Here is a 17,642-nt window from a genome sequence, read left to right on the forward strand (position 1 = left end):
GGCCGGCGCTGTCGCTCGGCGCTCGCGCTCGCGCTCGGCGCTGTCGCTCGGCGCTCAGCGCTTGTCGCGCCGCCGCACCCGGGTCCGCCGGCGGGGGTCCTGCCCGAGCACCACGAACACCGTCAGCAGCGCGATCCCGGCGAGCACCGCGATGAGCACGATGACCATGCCCATCGGGTCGGTGGCGTCCTCGCAGTTCACGGGCGCGCCGGCGCGGCACGAGGCGAGCACGGTGGCAGCGAGAGTCACGTGCTCATTGAACAACGAGGGCCCGCACGACACGCCGACACCCTCCCGCGGATGTCGGTGGTCGGGTGTCTCATTGCCCGTGTCGAGCCACATCCGGTGGCCCCGAGACGACGAGGAGCGCGTGATGACCCACGACGGCTGGTGCCCCGACTGCGACCTGCGATCGGTCGTCATCGACACGGACGAACAGGGCGAGAACGCCTGGGCCACGTGCGCCGAGTGCGGCGCCGGCTGGACGCACCGCGACGAGCTGCCCGATCTCGCACCCGCGTCGACGCGTCCCGCCCACACGGAGCGTCAGGCGGCCTGACCCGGTTCTCATCGGGTACGACCGGGCCAGCCCGGTGCGACCCGTGCTGGCCGCGCACGGCGACTTCCGTTCGGCCTTTGGAGCGGTCTACACTGCTCGGACCGGATGGTCGTCGCCACCCGGACCGTCCCGTTCGCTGCTGAACCCGGACCGGCACCCCGTTCGGGCGTGGCCGCGCTGCCGATCGGCACGTGGACCGCGGCGATCGCGGGACGCCTCCGTCACCACCGTCGCCCAGCCGACACCGTCCAGCCGACACCCCGATCCGACGCCGTCCGTGCAGGACGTCGTCCGAGAACAGGCCCCATGTCACAGCTCACGCCTGCGCGTCGCACCGCCGCGCTCATCTCGCTCGCCCTCGGCGGCTTCGCCATCGGGTCGACTGAGTTCGTCGCGATGGGCCTGCTGCCGAACATCGCGCAGGCGCTGCTGCCGCAGCAGTACGGCCTCGACCCGGATGCCGGCATCGCGCACGCGGGCTGGCTCGTCAGCGCCTACGCCCTCGGGGTCGTCGTCGGTGCTCCCACCATCGCGGCGATGTCGGCGAAGTTCCCGCGCAAGGGCCTGATCCTCGTGCTGCTCGTCGGGTTCGTCCTCGCGACGATCGCGAGTGCGCTGCTGCCGTCGTTCGGACTGGTGCTCGTCGCCCGGTTCGTGGCGGGTCTGCCGCACGGCGCCTACTTCGGCATCGCCTCGATCGTCGCGGGCGACATGATGGGCCCGGGCAAGCGCGGCAAGGGCATCGCGATGGTGCTGCTCGGTCTGTCGGTCGCGAACGTCGTCGGCGTCCCCGCGATCACCTGGGTCGGCCAGCTCGCCGGCTGGCGGATCGCCTACGGCGTCGTCGCCGCACTGTTCGCGCTCACGTTCCTCGCCGTCGCGGCCTTCGTGCCGAAGAGCGCCCGTGACGAGCACGCGACGATCGGCCGGGAGCTCCGCGCCTTCCGCGTGCCGCAGGTCTGGATCGTGATGGGCCTCGGCGCCGTCGGGTTCGGTGGGTTCTTCGCCGTGTACTCGTACATCTCGCCGCTCGTGCAGAACGTCACGGGCATGCCGGAGTCGTTCGTGCCGATCGTCCTGGTGGTCGTGGGCATCGGCATGGTCGTCGGCGGTGTGCTCGGCGGACACCTCGCCGACCACAGCGTGAAGCGCACGATCTACTTCGGCATGTTCTCGCTCATCGGCGCCCTGCTGCTCACGGTGCTGACCGCGCAGTGGCTCTGGGGGATGCTGCTCGGCGCGTTCCTGCTCGGTGCGACCTCGTCGGCGATCCCGCCGGCGGTGCAGTCCCGCCTGATGGACGTCGCCGGCGACGCCCGGACGATCGCCGCGGCGCTCAACCACTCGGCGTTCAACATCGGCAACTCGCTCGGCGCAGCACTCGGCGGTGCGGTCATCGCTGCCGGCTTCGGGTTCGTCGCACCGGGCTGGCTCGGCATCGTCCTCGCGCTGCTCGGCGTCCTCGTCACGATGTTCAGCTACTCGGTCGAGCGTCGCACCACGCGCCGTGCCGCGCTGCGCTCCCCGTCGCCGAGCACCGGCCCGATCACCGCGCCCGTCCCGATCCACTGATCGCGAGCGGGCGCCGCCAGCGCGGTTCGCGAAAGCGACAGTCTGCCGCGAACTGTTCGCGGCAGAGCGTCGCTTCCGCGAAACGGACGGCGGGCATCGGCGGCACCGTGTCGCTGTGGCGGGACAGACCGCAGGCCGGTCCCGATCCACTGATCGCGCGCAGTGGGCGTGCCCACGCACCGGACGGGAGGCCCGTGGCGACGCCGCCACGGGCCTCCCGTCCGACGTGGTGTGCGGCAGACCGCCCATGGTGAGCAGAAATGGTCGGGTCCCGTGACAGGACCCGACCATTTGTGCTCACGAAGCGGGCAAGCGCCCGCGCGCGCCGCGCTACAGGCCCAGCGGGCCGCCGTCCTGCACGATGATGCCGTCGGTGATCGCCCGCTTCCGGAGCGCCACCTTCGTGCCCACGTCGAAGCCTGCGACGCGGTACTTCTCGCGGATGCGCTTGAGGTAGCTCTTCGCCGTCTCCTCGGAGATGCCGAGCTGGTACGCGACGCTCTTCACGGGCTCGCCACCGCCGTACAGGGCCATCACGCGACGCTCCTGGGCGCTGAGCTTCGGGACGCCACCGACGTCGCCGCTGTTGATGGCCAGGTCGAGCTCGGCGGAGACGTACTGCTCGCCGCGCTGGGCGGAGCGGATCGCCTCGACGATCATGTCGGCGTCCTCGCTCTTCACCAGGTAGCCGAGTGCGCCGGCCGCCAGGGCCTCGCGCACGACGTTCGGCTCCGAGTAGGTGCTCATCACGACGGTCTTCACACCGGCGGTCTTGAGCGTCGAGATCTTCAGCGACACCGGGATGGAGTCCTTGAGGTCCAGGTCGAGCAGCACCACGTCCACCGGGAACGCCGGGCTCGTCAGGAGCTCGGGCCAGGTCGTGACCGCGGCCACCAACGTGATGTCGTCGGCGGCGCTCCGGATCCACTCCGTGAGCGCGCCGAGGAGCATCCTGTGGTCGTCGACCAGTGCGAGTCGGATGGGTTCCTCTGGAGTCGCCATGCGGGCGTCCTTTCTCGGGGGCAGTTCGTGCCCGATCCTAGGAGGGAGGGGCACGTGGCACGGGCAGGCTGTCCGGGTGTCCGGCAGCTACATCGACGGATGTCGGTCCACGACGCAGTGGGCGACGATGTGGAGCGCGCCGTCGCGGACGGTCTCGGTGTACGGACCGATGCGCTGCAAGGCACTCCAGGCGGTGGGACCGAGGCGTCGGCGCTGGACGCCGCGGGACTCGATCACGACCGGCACGTCCATCCGCTCGTCGGTGACGGGGTGGCCGTCGGACCCGACCGGGCCGAGCGTGACCGAGACGACCGGCAGGCCGGGGGTGGCGGTGCGGCCGTCGCCGACCATCTGCCACAGGGCCTGCAGCAGTCCGTCGCGTTGCGCGGGCGAGAGGTGTCCGGCGAGGGCGCCCGGATCGGCGACGCTCACCGAACGCCCGAGGTGGTCGGACTCCGTGATCGCGTGGTACAGCCAGGTCTCGCGTCGGCCCTCGATGAGGTGCAGGCGGAGCTCGGTCGCGAGCGAGGCGGCGACGGAGCTCGAGGCATCCGACAGCGGCAGGGGATCGGTGCCGTTCGCGACGGCGTCGAGCAGCTTCTCGGCGGCCAGGTCGAGTCGGGCGAGCTCGTCCGAGGCGAGCATGCCGACGGCGAACTGCGGCGCCTGCACGTTGCTCTGCACGAGCACCCGGTCGAGTTCCCGCTGCACGAGCTGCCGGAACCGCTGCACCACGTACAGGGCGATCGACGGCGGCACGACGACGAGGGCCAGCAGGGACACGATGCCCGGCAGCGTGTCGTTGGTGATCGGGGTCGACGCGACGCTCATGCCGACGAAGGCCAGACCGAGGACCGCGATGGCCGCGGCGACCTCGCGGGCGGGTCGGAGCGTCGCGATCGGCAACAGGGCGAACCCGGCGGCGATCGACGCCGACGCCGTGTGCGCGATGTCGTGCTCGGGCCAGATGCCGATGAAGTCGAGGGTCACGACGCACGCGAGCACGACGCAGATCAGCACGAAGGCCAGCCCGGTCAACCGCTCGCCGTACGTCAGCACGCTCAGGCCGACACCGACCGCGGCGACGATGTAGAGCATCCAGGCGGCTGCGGGCAACCACGGGTCGGAGAAGTCGGACCAGCGGACCAGGAAGTACACGATGCCGGAGACGGCCTCGATCGCGGTGAGCACCGCGGCGCCGAGGCCGAGGTACCCGGCTCCGAGCGAGGCGCCGGGCTTGGCCGCCTGGCGGAGCGACCGTGCGCCGGTCGAGGTCGAGGGGAGCCCGCGGGCCTGCCGACGCTCGCTGGTGCGGTAGCGCTCGCGCGCCTCGCGGCGGGTGCGGGGCGGCTGCTGGCCGGTCGACTCGCCGGGCAGGCCGCGGCTGATGGTGTCCTCGGGGACCCGGGTCATCGCGGTGCCTCCAGGACGACGGTGGTGCCGGAGCCCGGCGCGGAGAACAGCTTCGCGTCGCCGCCGACCTCGCGCAGCCGGCTCACGACGCTCTCCTTGAAGCCGAGTCGTTCGGCGCTGACGGTGGTCAGGTCGAACCCGACGCCGGAGTCCGTGACCATGGCGCGCACCATGTCGTTGTCGTGGACGATCGTGACGTGCGCCTCGCCGACACCGGCGTGCCGGCGGACGTTCTCGAGGCACTCACCGAGCGCCAGCAGGAAGGCGTCGAGCACGTGCGACGGCAGCAGCACCTGGCCGGTCCCGTGCCAGCTGACCTCGAGGCCCATCCGGCCGAAGCGCTGCTTCACCGACTCGAGGGTCTGGCCGAGCGGCGACTCCTCTTCGCGGGTGAGCGAGTAGTCGCCGGACTGCGACGGCTGCGGGGTCGCGCCGAGTCGCAGGTGGCGCAGGAGTCTGGCGTCCTCGGCGGCCTGCTCGCGCATGGCCTGCTCGGAGACCCCGACGCCGGAGTGGGCGAGGAGCGTGAGCGTCGCGAGGACCGTGTCGTGCAGCAGCCGCGCCCCCTGCCGTCGCTGTGCCTCGGTCTCGCTGGCTTGGCGTTCGGCGCGGTGCGCGGTGCCGATGCTGTAGATCCGTCGGGCGACGCGCGGGATGCTGCGTGAGATCCACACGGCCACGACCGCGATGAGCACCCAGCCGAGCAGGGCGCCGCTGACGGGCGTCGACAGGAGCCCGCCGGTGGCCCACACCATCACGACGACGACGATCGCGCCGGTGCCGATCGTGAGTCCGAGGCCGAACGGCTGGCCGCGCTGCGCCATCAGCGGGGCGGACAGCGAGCCGCCCGCGAGCGGCATGACGGCGCTGGCGACGAGCGGGCGGACCGACTCGTCCACGCCGGAGAACAGCAGCGCGAGCGAGGCGAGGCCCGTGACGAGGATCGCGGCGGTCCACCACACGGTGCCACTGCGCCCGAAGAACACGAACGCGGCGACCATCGCGGCGATGCACAGCAGGGCGCCCACGAGCGGCAGGGCGGAGACCGCGGCGGCGGAGACCACGCCGACGACGCTGATGAGCGCGCAGACGATGCCCACGACACGGGTCGTCGCCCGCAGCAAGCGGTCGCGTTCCTGTGCGATGAATTCCATCGATGTCCTGGTTGGTGACGAGCTGGTGTGACGGGTCGTGCGGGGAAACCGAGCCTCGTTCAGTCCGGGCTCGCAGCCATCCAACCACGGGCGACACCCGTTGGGGGGTGTTCGGCGCGCCGTGCCGCGCGTGCCGTCACACCGGTGCGTGCCGCCGCGGGTGCCGCGCGTGCCGCCGCCGCCCCGGTGCGTGCCGCGGCCCCTGTGCGTGCCGCCGCCCCGCCGCGTGCCGTGTCGCGCTCAGCCGTCGAGCAACCGCCGCAGGTGCGCTCCGACCTGCTCGTGCTCGATGAGGAACCCGTCGTGCCCGAACTCGCTCTCGATCACCGCGGCCGTGTCCCCGTCGAGCGTGTCCGGCACCCCCGCGGCGATCCGGTGCTGGTCCTCGATCGGGAACAGCCGGTCGCTCGAGATCCCCACGACGAGCGTGCGGGCCGTCACGAGTTCGAGCGCGGCAGCGACGCCGCCCCGCCCGGCCCCGACGTCGTGGGAGTCCATCGCGTGCGTGAGCGTGATGTACGACGACGCGTCGAAGCGCCGGGTGAACTTGTTGCCGTGGAAGTCGAGGTAGCTCTCCACCGAGAACCGCCCGTCGTCGCCGAGCGGGGACACGTCGCTCTGCCACGACCGGGCGAACCGGCCGTTCAGCTCGTCGGACGCCCGGTAGGTCATCAACGCCATCCGCCGCGCGAGCGCCAGCCCGCGGTGCGGGCCTTCGCCGGCGTCGGCCTCGTAGTAGTCGCCGCCCGCGAACGCCGGGTCCATCTGGATCGCCGAGCGCTGCAGGGAGTTCGCCGCGATCTGGTCCGCCGTGGTCTGCGCCGTCGAGGCCAGCACCGCCAGCCGCTGGACGCGTGCGGGGTGCGACACCGCGAACTCGAGGGCGTGCATCCCGCCCATCGACCCGCCGACGACGGCCGCGAACACGTCGATGCCGAGCCGGTCGGCGAGCTGGCGCTGCACCTCGACCTGGTCGCGCACGGTGACGAACGGGAAGCGCGAGCCCCACTCGACCCCGGTGGGTGCCACCGACGACGGCCCGGTCGTGCCCTGGCAGCCGCCGAGCATGTTGGGCGCGATCACGAACCAGCGGTCGGTGTCGATCGCCAGGCCGGGTCCGACGACGTCGCCCCACCAGCCGGCGGTGCGGTGCCCCGGACCGGGTGCGCCCGCGACGTGCGAGTCGCCGGTCAGCGCGTGGAACAGCAGGACGGCGTTGTCGCGCGCCGCGTTGAGCGTGCCCCACGACTCGTACGCCACCCGCACGGCCGGCAGCCGCCCGCCGCGCACCCACTGCTCTCCGAGGGACGCGAAGTGGCGCGCACCCGGGTGGTCGCCGGGGCGCCAGGCGCCGGTGACCGGCGGCTTGCCGATGGTGCCGAGTTCGGCACCGGGCACCAGGGTGGACGGCACGGAGTCCTCGGGGGTCGTCTGCCAGTCCATGGTGCGTCCAGTCTGCCGGGAGGCGCGGGTCGCCGCCGCCGTGTTACGTCACGCCCGCCCCGTGGCCGGGTCCCGGGCCGCGCTCGCCTTGTGCGTGCGTGCGCATGTTCCGACATCGTGCGCGTTGTTCGACTCGTGGATCGTCGCACCATGCACACGCACCGTATGCGTGCGCAACGAGCGACGTCCCACGAGTCGATCGACTCGTGGGACGTCGCACCATGCACACGCATCGAGCGCGCGGTGCCTCGGTGCCCGGGCGGGAGGAACGCTAGGCGCGCTGCCCCTCCTGCGAGACCGCACGGGCCGCGGCGAGCCCGGCCTCGAGGTCGGCCTTCAGGTCCTCGATGTTCTCGATGCCGACGGACAGGCGCACCAGGCCCGGCGTGACCCCGGTGGTGAGCTGCTGCTCGGGCGTGAGCTGCGAGTGCGTGGTCGACGCCGGGTGGATCACGAGCGAGCGCACGTCGCCGATGTTCGCCAGGTGCGAGAACAGCTGCAGGTTGTCGACGAACGCCTTGCCCGCGGGCACCCCGCCCTTGAGTTCGAACGACAGCACGGCGCCGACGCCCTTCGGCGCGTACCGGTTCGCCGCGGCGTACCAGGGCGACGTCGGCAGGCCGGCGTAGGCGACGGTCGCGACGTCCGGGTGCTGGTCGAGCCACTCGGCGATCTCCTGCGCGTTCGACACGTGGCGCTCGATGCGGAGCGACAGGGTCTCGATGCCCTGCAGGAGTGCGAACGCGGTGTCCGCCGAGTTCGACGCGCCGAGGTCGCGGAGCAGCTGCACGCGGGCCTTCACGATGTAGGCGAGCTCGTTGCCGACGGCCTCGGCGAAGACCGCGCCGTGGTACGACGGGTCGGGCGTGTTGAACTCCGGGAACTTGTCCGGGTGCTGTGACCAGGCGAACTTCCCGCCGTCGACGATGATGCCGCCGATGACGGTGCCGTGGCCGCCGAGGAACTTCGTCGCCGAGTGCACGACGATGTCGGCCCCGTGCTCGAACGGACGGATGAGGTACGGCGTCGCGATCGTGTTGTCGACGATCAGCGGGACGCCGGACTCGTGCGCGACGTCGCTGACGCCGGTGATGTCGAGGACGTTGATCCGCGGGTTGCCGATGGTCTCGGCGAAGAAGAGCTTCGTGTTCGGGCGGACGGCGCGGCGCCACTCCTCGAGGTCGTCCTGGTCCTCGACGAACGTGGTCTCGATGCCGAGCTTCGCCAGCGTGTACTTGAACAGGTTGTACGTGCCGCCGTAGATCGACGACGACGACACGATGTGGTCACCAGCACCCGCGATGTTCAGCACGGCGTAGGTCTCCGCCGCCTGGCCGGACGCCACGAGGAGTGCGCCGCTGCCGCCCTCGAGTGCCGCGATGCGCTGCTCCACGACGTCGTTCGTCGGGTTCATGATGCGGGAGTAGATGTTGCCCGGCTTGGCGAGGGCGAACAGGTCGCGGGCCTCGTCCGAGTTCGCGAAGACGTACGAGGTCGTCTTGTAGATCGGGGTGGCGCGGGCGCCCGTGGTCGGGTCCGGCTGTGCGCCGGCGTGGACCTGCGTGGTCTCGAACCGCCACTGCGCGGCGTCGTGCTCGGTCATCTTGGTGCTCCTGTCCGGTGCGGCTGGTCGTCGGGTCGCCTTGCGCTCGGCCTGGAGGCGCGGCGCGTCTGTGCGTCGGGTGTCACGGTACGCAGGTGGTCGCGCTGGTACCAGCGCACCCGCCTCGGGACGTAACGCGCACGCCCGACGCACCACGGGCCTCCCGGTCGAGCCTGCGCGCTCGTCTGACGGCGGCGACCACGGGGATCGGTCGCGGCCTGCCGCGACGTCGCGCGCTGCCGACTGAGCGCAGCGAAGACGACTGCTTGCGCGGAAATGTCAATTGTCGCGACGGAACAGCCAGCCGACGTTCGGTTCGAGCAGCCAGCGCATCCCGCGCCGCACGAAGGGCTGCGCGAGGAAGAGGCTCACCGCGCAGGCGATCGCGACCATCAGGAGCACGAACGGCCACGCGGAGTGCGGACCGGCGAGCACGCCGGACTCGCGGATCGGGTAGAGCACGAACGTGTGCAGCAGGTACACGTACATCGTCGCCGCACCGAACTGCGTGAGCCAGATGTTCCGGCGGGGGATGAGCACCAGGAACGACGCGGTCAGCAGTGTCGCGAGCAGCATCAGGCCGAAGCGGACGGCGCCGGCCCACCACGCGTCCTCGCCGAGACCCGAGTACGAGTCGTCGTAGAAGAACCAGTGGTGCAGGTCGAACTCCTTGAACTGCGGGATCCACACCGCGCACGACACGGCCCACGCGGCGAACACGGCGCCGGCGGCGACGCGCACCCGGACCACGGTGCGGCGCGAGGCCTCGTACCAGCGGTCGAAGAGCCCCCACTGCTTGACCTGCCACCCGAGCAGGAAGAACGGCAGCAGGCTGATCGCACGGGACAACGAGAGCGTGGAGTCGACGTTGTCGAAGTAGCCGACGCCGATGCTGAACACGACGGCCCAGAACAACGGCCACCGCAGCTGCGCCAGGTACGGCAGGATCAGCTTGAAGATGCCGAGGGCCAGCAGGAACCACAGGGTCCAGGTCGGCTGCGTCGGGTTGAAGTCCTTGCCGCCCTCGACGATGCCCTGCACCACGGTCCAGATCGTCTGCATGATGATGTACGGCACGACGATGTCGGTGATCGTCCGGCGCATGCGCTTCGCCGTCGGGGTGTCGGCCGACGAGAAGTAGCCGCTGATCACACCGAACGCGGGCATGTGGAACGCGTAGATGAACGTGTAGAGCGCCAGGGCGTGCTCGCTCGCCGTCGTCTGGCGCTGGATCGCGTGGCCGATCACCACGAGGGTCACCGCGACGAACCGCGCGGTGTCCCACATCGGGATACGGCGCGGTGCCCGGCCGGGTTCGAGCTGCGTCGCCGGGGCCGAGGGTGCGGGAGGGGCGGCATCCGTCGTCATCGTCGGTCACGTTACCGGATCGTGACCTGGGAGGGTCGGTACGGTGGGGATCGGGGCGAGCAGTCGTCCCGACACCGGGGCGAGCAGTCGTCCCGACACCGGGGCGATCCGGTGCCCCGACACCGGGGCGATCCGTTGCCCCGACACCGACGCAGGAGGCAGATCACATGGCAGCACGGCGCGCAGTCGTCACCGGAGCGAGCTCGGGCATCGGGGCGGCCACCGTCCGACTGTTCCGCTCGCGGGGCTGGGACGTGCTCGCCGTCGCCCGCCGGGCGTCCAAGCTCGAGGCGCTCGCCGCGGAGACCGGGGCCGAGGTCCTGGTGGCGGACATCACGAGCGCTGCCGACGTCGAGGCGCTCGCCGCCCGCGTCGCCGAGCTCGGCGGCGCCGACGTCCTCGTCAACAACGCCGGTGGCGCGTTCGGCTCGGCCAGCGTCGAGGAGTCCGACGTCGACGACTGGCGGGCCATGTTCGAGGTGAACGTGATCGGCACGAAGCGCGTCGTCGCCGCGCTGCTGCCGCACCTGCGGGACCGTGCACGCGACACCGGGGGAGCGGACATCGTCACGGTGACGAGCACGGCCGGGTTCGTGGCGTACGAGAACGGCGGCGGCTACAACGCCGCGAAGTTCGCCGAGCACGCCCTGGTCGGCGCGCTCCGGCTCGAGCTGAACGGCGAACCGATCCGCGTCGTCGAGATCGCCCCCGGCCTGGTGAAGACCGACGAGTTCGCGCTCACCCGCTTCCGCGGCGACGAGCAGAAGGCCGCTTCGGTCTACGACGACGTGCCGGACCCGCTCGTGGCCGACGACGTCGCCGAGGCGATCGTGCACGCGGTGGAACTGCCGCCGCACGTGAACCTCGACCTCGTCACGATCCGGCCGGTCGCGCAGTCGGCGCAGCACAAGCTCGCGCGCGGGACGCTCTCGCCGCGCTGATCGCCTGCGCAGCGCCCGGGCGGTGGCCACGGGTCGCGGGCGCGGGGTCCCTGCCGGTACCGTGGACGGATGCCGATCAGCAGCGAACCCGAGCCCACGGCCCCGGCTCAGTCGACCGTGACCGTGACGAGCGGGCCCGAGGTGCTCGGATGGCTGGAGTTCGGTGACGCCGCACGCCTGCTCGCGAAGGACGTGCTGTCCTCCGGCTTCGAGCCCGAGGTCGTCGTCGCCGTCGCCCGCGGCGGGCTGATCATCGCCGGTGCCGTGGCCTACGCGCTCGGCACCAAGGAGTGCGGCTCGATCAACGTCGAGTTCTACACCGACGTCGAGCAGCGCCTGGACGAGCCCGTCGTGCTCGCACCCGCGCTCGACGCCCCGAGCCTCGCCGGCAAGCGCGTGCTCGTCGTCGACGACGTGTCGGACTCCGGTCGGACCCTGCGCCTGGTGGTCGACATCATCCGGAATGCCGGTGCCGACGTCCGCAGCGCCTGCCTGTACTCGAAGCCCGGCACCGTCCTCGAGCCCGACCACGTGTGGCGCCGGGTCGACGGCTGGATCACGTTCCCGTGGAGCGCCCTCGCACCGGTGACGGCCGAGTCGTGAGCATCCACCTCGTCGGCGGCGGACTCTTCGCCGCCTCGGACGCCGCAGCGCCCTTCCTCGCCGAGGCCACCGCACGCTCGGCCGCCGTCGGCCGGACGGTCCCGCGCATCGCCCTGCTCTCCGTCGCCGGCCCGGACGGCGGCAGTCCGTCGTCGACCGCCGACATCGCCGAGGTGCTCGGCGGTGCCCGCGTGGCCGAGGTCGTCGTCACCGAGGTCGCGGCCGGCCAGGTGTTCGACACGACCGTCCTGAGCGACGTCGACGCGCTCGTCGTCGGTGGCGGCGTCACCCCCGACTACCTGGGCGCGATCGCCCCACTCGTCGACCAGCTTCGGCTGCTCGTCGCCGACGGCCTGCCCTACCTGGGCTACTCGGCCGGTGCGATGATCGCCGCCGACCGCGCGCTCGTGGGCGGCTGGCGCATCGGCGGCGTCGAGATCTGCCCCGAGGCAGCCTCTGAAGGCCTCGACGAGGTCGAACTCCGCGAAGGGCTCGGCCTGGTCGACCTGACCATCGACGTCCACGCGGTGCAGGCCGGCACCCTCGCCCGCCTGATCGCGAGCGCCGAGGCCGAGTTCGTCACCGCCGGCCTGGCGATCGACGAGGACACCGCCCTCGTCGTCGGCGAGGGCGCGCTCGAGGTCCGGGGCACCGGCAGCGTCTGGCGGGTCATGGCCGGCGAGGAGTCGGTGGCCGTCGCCACGATGGGCGCGTAGCCGTCGTGGAGCCACGACCGCTCGCCGACCTGGTCGACCCGGGCTGGGCGTCGGCGCTCGCTCCGGTGGAGGCCGACGTGCACCGCATGGGTGCCTGGCTGCGTGACGAGACAGCGGCCGGCCGCACCTACCTGCCGGCCGGCGCCGACGTGCTCCGGGCCTTCACCACGCCGTTCGACGCCGTGAAGGTGCTCGTGGTGGGGCAGGACCCCTACCCGACGCCGGGCAACCCGATCGGGCTGTCGTTCGCCGTCGACCCGGCAGTTCGTCCGGTGCCGCGCAGCCTGGCGAACATCTACAAGGAGCTCAGCGCCGACGTCGGCGTGACCCCGCCGGCGCACGGTGACCTGCGCGCGTGGTCGGACCAGGGCGTGCTGCTGCTCAACCGTGTGCTCACGGTCCGTGCGGGCGACGCCGGCAGTCACCGCGGCAAGGGCTGGGAAGCCGTCACCGACCAGGCCGTCCGCGCACTCGTCGCCCGGGGGACCCCGCTCGTCGCCGTGTTGTGGGGCGCGCAGGCCGCGTCCGTCCGGCCGCTGCTCGGCGACACCCCGGTGGTGGCGTCGGCGCACCCGAGCCCGTTGAGTGCGTCGCGGGGCTTCTTCGGCAGCCGGCCGTTCTCGCAGGTCAACGCGCTGCTGCAGGAACAGGGCGCGGCACCGGTCGACTGGTCGCTGCCCGCTCAGTAGGCTCGGCACGTGCTCGAGGAGGAATACCAGCGACGGCGGGTCCTGCCGCGACACCTGCGTGCCCGGCCGGCGAGCGAGACCGCGTTCGAGTACCGGATCCGTGCCGCCGAGGCGAGCGACCTGCCCGACGTCCGTGAGATCCACACGCACTACGTCCGCAACTCGTCGGTGACGTTCGACCCGTCGGCGTTCACCTTCGCCCGGTGGAAGCAGCGCTACGACGACATCCGGAAGCGCAAGCTGCCCTTCCTGGTGGCCGAGAACCCCGCCGGGCAGATCCTCGGCTACGCGCTCGTGGACGCCTGGAACCCGCGCGACCGGTCGAACCGGGTGGTCGAGGACTCGATCTACCTCGGAGCGGCCTCCGGGGGCAAGGGGCTCGGCCGTGCGCTCATGGAGGCCCTGCTCGACGAGTGCCGGTCCGCCGGGGTCCGCGAGGTCGTCGCCGTGATCGCCGACCGGCAGGCCGAGGCCTCGATCCGCCTGCACGAGCGGCTCGGCTTCGAGGAGGTCGGCCGGATGGGCAAGGTCGGCTACAAGTACGACCGGTGGCTCGGCACGGTGACGATGCGCCTGCGGCTGCGCGGTCCCCGCCTCTTCGCGCGCAAGTAGTCGGTCCGTCGTCCGTCGTCGGTCGGTCGCGTCTCGTCTCGGGCCGCGCCGAGGTTCCGAGATCTGCGCATCTCGGCGGGCGATCGCGCGTGGGGTGGAACCTCGACGTCCAGCGCACGGCGCGTTGTGGAACCCCGGCGGTCAGCGCCCGGCGTGCCGGCCCTCGCCCGCCCCTCGCCCGCCGCCGGCCCCCGCACACCCCGTCAGGGCCGCGGGGCCTCCGCGATGAACTCGTCGCGCGTGACGCCGACGAGCGCCGTCGTCGCGGCCGCCGCGGCGGCCCCGTCACCCGCGACGAGCGCGTGCCCGACGGCCTCGTGGCGGAGTGCTGCCTCGCGCGTCCAGCGCGTGATGGTGTCGCGCGACTCCGACGTGCGGGTGCGCAGCAGCGCCTCGACGGTGCCGGCGAAGTGCGCGAAGACGGCGTTGCCGGAGCCGGTGAGCAGGGCGCGGTGGAAGCGGACGTCGGCCTCGAGGTACGCGCGGCTGTCCTCGCGCGCGCAGGCGGCGAGCATGTCCTGCGCGGCGCCGAGGACTGCGGACGCCCCGGAGCCGCCGGCGGTGAGCGACGCTGCGACGGGTTCGACGCCGAGCCGCAGTTCGAGGAGTTCCCGCTGCTGCACGAAGTAGGCGGGCGAGGCGCCACGCCACCGGATGACCGTCGGGGCGAGCAGTTCCCACGACCCGATGCCGAGCACCTGCGTGCCGACGCGCTGCCGGGGCTCGACGAGTCCGAGCGACTGCAGGACGCGGAGCGCCTCGCGCACGACCGACCGGGACACGCCGAACTCGTCCGCCACGAGCTCGGGGCGGACCACCGTGCCGGGGTCGAGCGCACCGTCGACGATGCGCTGCCCGAGGGTGTCGAGCACGTGGGCGTGGAGTCCGCGGGCTGGGGGCATCGTTCCTCCGTGCAGTACGGGTCGCGCGATCGGCGTGACGTCGGTCCCATCGAAACGGCAGACTGCGTCCGAGGGCGGATGGCGCGCGGCGGATCGTCGTATAGTCTGATTAATCAGATTATTGAGAGTCGGTGCGCGAAGCGCCAGCCGCCCCTCGACACGAAGGCGACGGAGCCGCGCGGCAGCGGCTCCAGGAAGGGGCACCGATGCCTCACGCTCCAGTCCACCTGCTCGCCCACCCCGTGGGCACGGTCCTCGCGGCCGAGGGCGGCGGCACCGAGACGGTCGACCCGTCCGGGCCGATCCCGCAGCTGATCATCGCGGCCCTCGTCGGCATCGTCGTGATCATCGCGCTCATCACCTGGCTCAAGGTGCACCCGTTCATCGCGCTCGTGATCGGAGCCCTGGGCGTCGGCATCGGTGCGGGGCTCGCGCCGGACAAGGCCGTCGTGAGCTTCGGCAACGGCTTCGGTGCGACGATGACGAGCGTCGGCATCCTGGTCGGGCTCGGGTCGATGTTCGGCAAGATGCTCGTCGACTCCGGCGCCGCCGACCGCGTGGTCGACACCCTGGTGCGCAGGTCGTCGAAGGCCGCGCTGCCGTGGACGATGGCCCTGATCGGTGCGCTGATCGGCCTGCCGATGTTCTTCGAGGTCGGCCTCGTGCTCCTCATCCCGATCATCGTGCTCGTCGCGAAGCGCAGCTCCGTGCCGATCATGAAGATCGCCGTGCCCGCCCTGGTCGGCCTGTCGACGATGCACGCGTTCGTCCCGCCGCACCCCGGCCCGCTCGTCGCGATCTCGACCGTCGGCGCGAACCTCGGCACCACGCTCGCCTTCGGCATCGTGCTGGCGATCCCGGTCATCATCCTGGCCGGTCCGGTGTTCGCCCAGTTCGCGGCCCGCTGGGTCGACATCCCCGCGCCCGACATGTTCGGGTCGCGTGGGTCGGACTCCGGGTCGGCGTCCGGTCCGCAGGACCCCGCTTCGGGCGGACGGGAGGCCCGGCGCGGCCCCGCCACGCAGGACACCGCGTCCCTTCCCAACGGCAAGAGCGACTTCACGCGCGTCATCAGCGAGCCCCGCAGCCCGTCGTTCACCGTCGCGCTCATCGGCATCCTGCTGCCCGTCGTCCTCATGCTCGCCCAGGCCGTCCGCGAGGCCACGATGCCCGACGCCGCTGGCTCGTGGGTGAGCCTGCTCGACTTCCTCGGGTCGCCGATGATCGCGATCGGCATCGCCGCGATCTACGCGATGGTCTTCTTCGCGATCGGCGGCGGCATGGACCGGTCCGCCGTGGCGAAGTCGCTCGAGAGCGCGCTGCCCCCGGTCGCCGGGGTACTGCTCATCGTCGGTGCCGGCGGTGGGTTCAAGCAGGTGCTCATCGACACGGGCATCGGCGGGGTGATCGCCGACGCCGTGAAGGACTCCGGCGTCTCGGTGCTCCTCGTCGCCTGGGTCGTGTCGGCCCTGGTGCGTGTCGCCACCGGGTCGGCCACGGTCGCCACCGTGACCGCGGCGGGCATCATGGCCCCGATCGCCGCCGACCTGTCCACGCCGATGACCTCGCTGCTCGTGCTGGCGATCGGTGCGGGCTCGGTGTTCCTGTCGCACGTCAACGACGCCGGGTTCTGGCTCGTCAAGGGCTACCTCAACACCACCGTGGGACAGACCTTCAAGACGTGGACGGTGCTCGAGTGCCTCATCTCGGTGCTCGGTCTGCTCGGGGTGCTGCTGGCCGGGGTGTTCATCCGATGAGCAGCGACTCCGCTCTGGATGCGCGTGTCCTGGTCGTCATGGGGGTCTCCGGTTCCGGCAAGTCGACCGTCGCCGCGATGGTCGCCGAGCAGCTCGGGTGGGACTTCGCCGAGGGCGACGCCATGCACCCGCAGGCCAACGTCGACAAGATGCACGCCGGCACACCGCTCACCGACGAGGACCGCTGGCCGTGGCTCGACGTCGTCGCCGGCTGGATCCGCGGGCACCTCGACGCCGGCACGCACGGTGTCGTGACCTGCTCGGCGCTGAAGCGGTCGTACCGCGACGTGCTGCGGGCGCCCGGCGTGGTGTTCGTGCACGTGGCCGGTGACGGCGCGCTGATCGAACAGCGCATGTCGCAGCGGTCTGGCCACTTCATGCCGACGTCGCTGCTGCAGTCCCAGCTCGCGACGCTCGAGCCGCCGCAGGACGACGAGGCGCACCTGACGATCGCGGCCGACCGCACTCCGGAGGAGGAGAGCGCCGAGGTCGTCGAGCGGCTCGGGCTCGGCGGCGGCCGCTAGCTAGCTAGCTGCCTCGGAGTCCGAGTCGGAGTCGGAGTCGGATCCGGTGTCGGCTCGGCTGGCCTCGGCCACCAGTCGCGCTGCAGCGGCGGCGAGCTGTGCGTTCGACGTCACCGCCGTGCCGTCCTCGAGCACGCTCGTGTCCTCGAGCCCGGTGCGGATCGCGTGGCCCCGCGCGAGGGCGCGGCGGCTCACCTGCCACGAGGCTGCGCCGATGCCGTGGTGCAACTGGGGGAGCCGGACCCCCGCGGCGGCGACGATCGACTCCATCTCGGCGTCGAGCGCGAGCGCGTCGTCGGCGTCGTCCACGAGCGGCTCGACGACGAGGCGGACGAACCGGTCGTGGCCGCCCTTCCGGACGAACCGCTCGGCGTCGTCGGTGCTCAGCACGCACGCCTCGACCCCGACGCCGCGTCGCGCGAGGAGATCGGTCACGTCGTCGATCCCGTCCTCGCCCTGGTTCGCGGCGATCAGGTCGGGCAGCTCCGTCCACGTGGACACGAGGTCGAGTCGTTCGCGGGGGTCGGGCACGATCGCGGCGAAGGTCGTGACGTTGAGCGGGATCCCCGGGCACGCCGCCCGCACGGCGCGGAGCATCCGGCCGACCGGTCCGGCGGCGAGCGACTCGGCGCCGTCGTCGTCGAAGGCGTGCAGGTGGAGGAGCGTCGCGCCCGCCGCCACACACGCTGCCGCGTCACGAGCGATCTCGTCCGGTGTGCGCGGCATCGCCGGGTGGGTGGTGTCGCCGTTCAGGGCGAGTTGCAGGTCGGGCACGTGGTCGCTC

The 17,642-nt window shown here is 72.1% G+C and carries 18 protein-coding genes; 9 read left to right on the forward strand and 9 right to left on the reverse strand.

What is annotated here, in order from left to right; genetic code table 11:
- Positions 1-54: 54 nt before the first annotated feature.
- Positions 55-249, reverse strand: coding sequence for a hypothetical protein (locus EDF28_RS07330; RefSeq protein WP_123937726.1), 195 nt, complete (start codon positions 247-249; stop codon positions 55-57).
- Positions 250-373: 124 nt separating this feature from the next.
- Here EDF28_RS07330 and EDF28_RS07335 point away from each other — a divergent pair, with 124 nt between their 5' ends.
- A complete protein-coding gene (locus EDF28_RS07335; protein WP_123937727.1) occupies positions 374-559 on the forward strand; it encodes a hypothetical protein in 186 nt (61 codons plus the stop codon).
- A 306-nt stretch (positions 560-865) separates the two neighbouring features.
- A complete protein-coding gene (locus EDF28_RS07340; RefSeq protein ID WP_123339800.1) occupies positions 866-2,131 on the forward strand; it encodes an MFS transporter in 1,266 nt (421 codons plus the stop codon).
- A 330-nt stretch (positions 2,132-2,461) separates the two neighbouring features.
- Here the strand turns inward: EDF28_RS07340 and EDF28_RS07345 are convergent, their stop codons facing one another.
- The 6 genes from EDF28_RS07345 to EDF28_RS07375 all read right to left on the reverse strand — a co-directional run bounded on the left by EDF28_RS07345 (position 2,462) and on the right by EDF28_RS07375 (position 10,114).
- Positions 2,462-3,133 carry a response regulator transcription factor gene (locus EDF28_RS07345; protein ID WP_111086410.1) on the reverse strand — a complete coding sequence of 224 codons (672 nt, stop codon included), beginning with the start codon at positions 3,131-3,133 and terminating at the stop codon, positions 2,462-2,464.
- Between the two features lie 87 nt (positions 3,134-3,220).
- Positions 3,221-4,546 carry a hypothetical protein gene (locus tag EDF28_RS07350; RefSeq protein WP_123339799.1) on the reverse strand — a complete coding sequence of 442 codons (1,326 nt, stop codon included), beginning with the start codon at positions 4,544-4,546 and terminating at the stop codon, positions 3,221-3,223.
- Entirely contained in the window at positions 4,543-5,700 is a 1,158-nt protein-coding gene (locus tag EDF28_RS07355; RefSeq protein ID WP_123294227.1) for a sensor histidine kinase, read from the reverse strand. The genes EDF28_RS07350 and EDF28_RS07355 overlap by 4 nt, the downstream gene beginning before the upstream one ends.
- Positions 5,701-5,940: 240 nt before the next feature.
- Positions 5,941-7,143 carry a homoserine O-acetyltransferase gene (locus EDF28_RS07360; protein WP_123937728.1) on the reverse strand — a complete coding sequence of 401 codons (1,203 nt, stop codon included), beginning with the start codon at positions 7,141-7,143 and terminating at the stop codon, positions 5,941-5,943.
- Positions 7,144-7,414: 271 nt separating this feature from the next.
- Positions 7,415-8,746 carry a bifunctional o-acetylhomoserine/o-acetylserine sulfhydrylase gene (locus EDF28_RS07365; protein ID WP_111086406.1) on the reverse strand — a complete coding sequence of 444 codons (1,332 nt, stop codon included), beginning with the start codon at positions 8,744-8,746 and terminating at the stop codon, positions 7,415-7,417.
- A 279-nt stretch (positions 8,747-9,025) separates the two neighbouring features.
- On the reverse strand, positions 9,026-10,114 hold the full coding sequence (locus EDF28_RS07375) for an acyltransferase family protein (RefSeq protein WP_123937729.1): 1,089 nt from the start codon (positions 10,112-10,114) through the stop codon (positions 9,026-9,028).
- Positions 10,115-10,281: 167 nt separating this feature from the next.
- Between EDF28_RS07375 and EDF28_RS07380 the strand changes: the two genes are divergently transcribed.
- The 5 genes from EDF28_RS07380 (at position 10,282) to EDF28_RS07400 (ending at position 13,675) form a co-directional block, all read left to right on the forward strand.
- On the forward strand, positions 10,282-11,055 hold the full coding sequence (locus EDF28_RS07380; RefSeq protein WP_123937730.1) for an SDR family oxidoreductase: 774 nt from the start codon (positions 10,282-10,284) through the stop codon (positions 11,053-11,055).
- A gap of 69 nt (positions 11,056-11,124) precedes the next feature.
- Positions 11,125-11,658: a phosphoribosyltransferase gene (locus tag EDF28_RS07385; RefSeq protein WP_173168683.1), complete on the forward strand. Its 534-nt coding sequence runs from the start codon at positions 11,125-11,127 to the stop codon at positions 11,656-11,658.
- Complete coding sequence (locus EDF28_RS07390; RefSeq protein WP_123294231.1) at positions 11,655-12,374, forward strand: Type 1 glutamine amidotransferase-like domain-containing protein; 720 nt, start codon at positions 11,655-11,657, stop codon at positions 12,372-12,374. The genes EDF28_RS07385 and EDF28_RS07390 overlap by 4 nt, the downstream gene beginning before the upstream one ends.
- A gap of 5 nt (positions 12,375-12,379) precedes the next feature.
- The gene (locus EDF28_RS07395) at positions 12,380-13,063 is read left to right on the forward strand and encodes a uracil-DNA glycosylase (protein WP_123339794.1); all 684 of its coding nucleotides are present in this window, start codon (positions 12,380-12,382) and stop codon (positions 13,061-13,063) included.
- Between the two features lie 9 nt (positions 13,064-13,072).
- Positions 13,073-13,675, forward strand: a complete 603-nt coding sequence (locus EDF28_RS07400; RefSeq protein ID WP_123294233.1) for a GNAT family N-acetyltransferase — start codon at positions 13,073-13,075, stop codon at positions 13,673-13,675.
- A 203-nt stretch (positions 13,676-13,878) separates the two neighbouring features.
- Here the strand turns inward: EDF28_RS07400 and EDF28_RS07405 are convergent, their stop codons facing one another.
- Entirely contained in the window at positions 13,879-14,577 is a 699-nt protein-coding gene (locus EDF28_RS07405; RefSeq protein WP_123937731.1) for a FadR/GntR family transcriptional regulator, read from the reverse strand.
- A gap of 206 nt (positions 14,578-14,783) precedes the next feature.
- On the opposite strand from EDF28_RS07405, the gene EDF28_RS07410 reads away from it, so the two are divergent.
- Both EDF28_RS07410 and EDF28_RS07415 read left to right on the forward strand, forming a co-directional pair.
- Positions 14,784-16,334: a GntP family permease gene (locus EDF28_RS07410; protein WP_208320946.1), complete on the forward strand. Its 1,551-nt coding sequence runs from the start codon at positions 14,784-14,786 to the stop codon at positions 16,332-16,334.
- On the forward strand, positions 16,331-16,858 hold the full coding sequence (locus tag EDF28_RS07415) for a gluconokinase (protein ID WP_123937732.1): 528 nt from the start codon (positions 16,331-16,333) through the stop codon (positions 16,856-16,858). Before EDF28_RS07410 ends, EDF28_RS07415 begins: the two co-directional genes overlap by 4 nt.
- Here the strand turns inward: EDF28_RS07415 and EDF28_RS07420 are convergent, their stop codons facing one another.
- The gene (locus EDF28_RS07420; protein WP_123937733.1) at positions 16,859-17,632 is read right to left on the reverse strand and encodes a 3-keto-5-aminohexanoate cleavage protein; all 774 of its coding nucleotides are present in this window, start codon (positions 17,630-17,632) and stop codon (positions 16,859-16,861) included.
- Between the last annotated feature and the right edge of the window lie 10 nt (positions 17,633-17,642).

It is taken from the genome of Curtobacterium sp. PhB137 (assembly GCF_003814955.1).
Taxonomy (GTDB): Bacteria; Actinomycetota; Actinomycetes; order Actinomycetales; family Microbacteriaceae; genus Curtobacterium.

What these genes read in the sequence shown, in the direction of transcription:
- EDF28_RS07335 (WP_123937727.1), top strand. Translation starts at nt 374, where the DNA reads ATGACCCACGACGGCTGGTGCCCCGACTGCGACCTGCGATCGGTCGTC.
- EDF28_RS07340 (WP_123339800.1), top strand. Translation starts at nt 866, where the DNA reads ATGTCACAGCTCACGCCTGCGCGTCGCACCGCCGCGCTCATCTCGCTC.
- EDF28_RS07345 (WP_111086410.1), bottom strand. Translation starts at nt 3,133, where the DNA reads ATGGCGACTCCAGAGGAACCCATCCGACTCGCACTGGTCGACGACCAC.
- EDF28_RS07350 (WP_123339799.1), bottom strand. Translation starts at nt 4,546, where the DNA reads ATGACCCGGGTCCCCGAGGACACCATCAGCCGCGGCCTGCCCGGCGAG.
- EDF28_RS07355 (WP_123294227.1), bottom strand. Translation starts at nt 5,700, where the DNA reads ATGGAATTCATCGCACAGGAACGCGACCGCTTGCTGCGGGCGACGACC.
- EDF28_RS07360 (WP_123937728.1), bottom strand. Translation starts at nt 7,143, where the DNA reads ATGGACTGGCAGACGACCCCCGAGGACTCCGTGCCGTCCACCCTGGTG.
- EDF28_RS07365 (WP_111086406.1), bottom strand. Translation starts at nt 8,746, where the DNA reads ATGACCGAGCACGACGCCGCGCAGTGGCGGTTCGAGACCACGCAGGTC.
- EDF28_RS07375 (WP_123937729.1), bottom strand. Translation starts at nt 10,114, where the DNA reads ATGACGACGGATGCCGCCCCTCCCGCACCCTCGGCCCCGGCGACGCAG.
- EDF28_RS07380 (WP_123937730.1), top strand. Translation starts at nt 10,282, where the DNA reads ATGGCAGCACGGCGCGCAGTCGTCACCGGAGCGAGCTCGGGCATCGGG.
- EDF28_RS07385 (WP_173168683.1), top strand. Translation starts at nt 11,125, where the DNA reads ATGCCGATCAGCAGCGAACCCGAGCCCACGGCCCCGGCTCAGTCGACC.
- EDF28_RS07405 (WP_123937731.1), bottom strand. Translation starts at nt 14,577, where the DNA reads ATGCCCCCAGCCCGCGGACTCCACGCCCACGTGCTCGACACCCTCGGG.
- EDF28_RS07410 (WP_208320946.1), top strand. Translation starts at nt 14,784, where the DNA reads ATGCCTCACGCTCCAGTCCACCTGCTCGCCCACCCCGTGGGCACGGTC.
- EDF28_RS07415 (WP_123937732.1), top strand. Translation starts at nt 16,331, where the DNA reads ATGAGCAGCGACTCCGCTCTGGATGCGCGTGTCCTGGTCGTCATGGGG.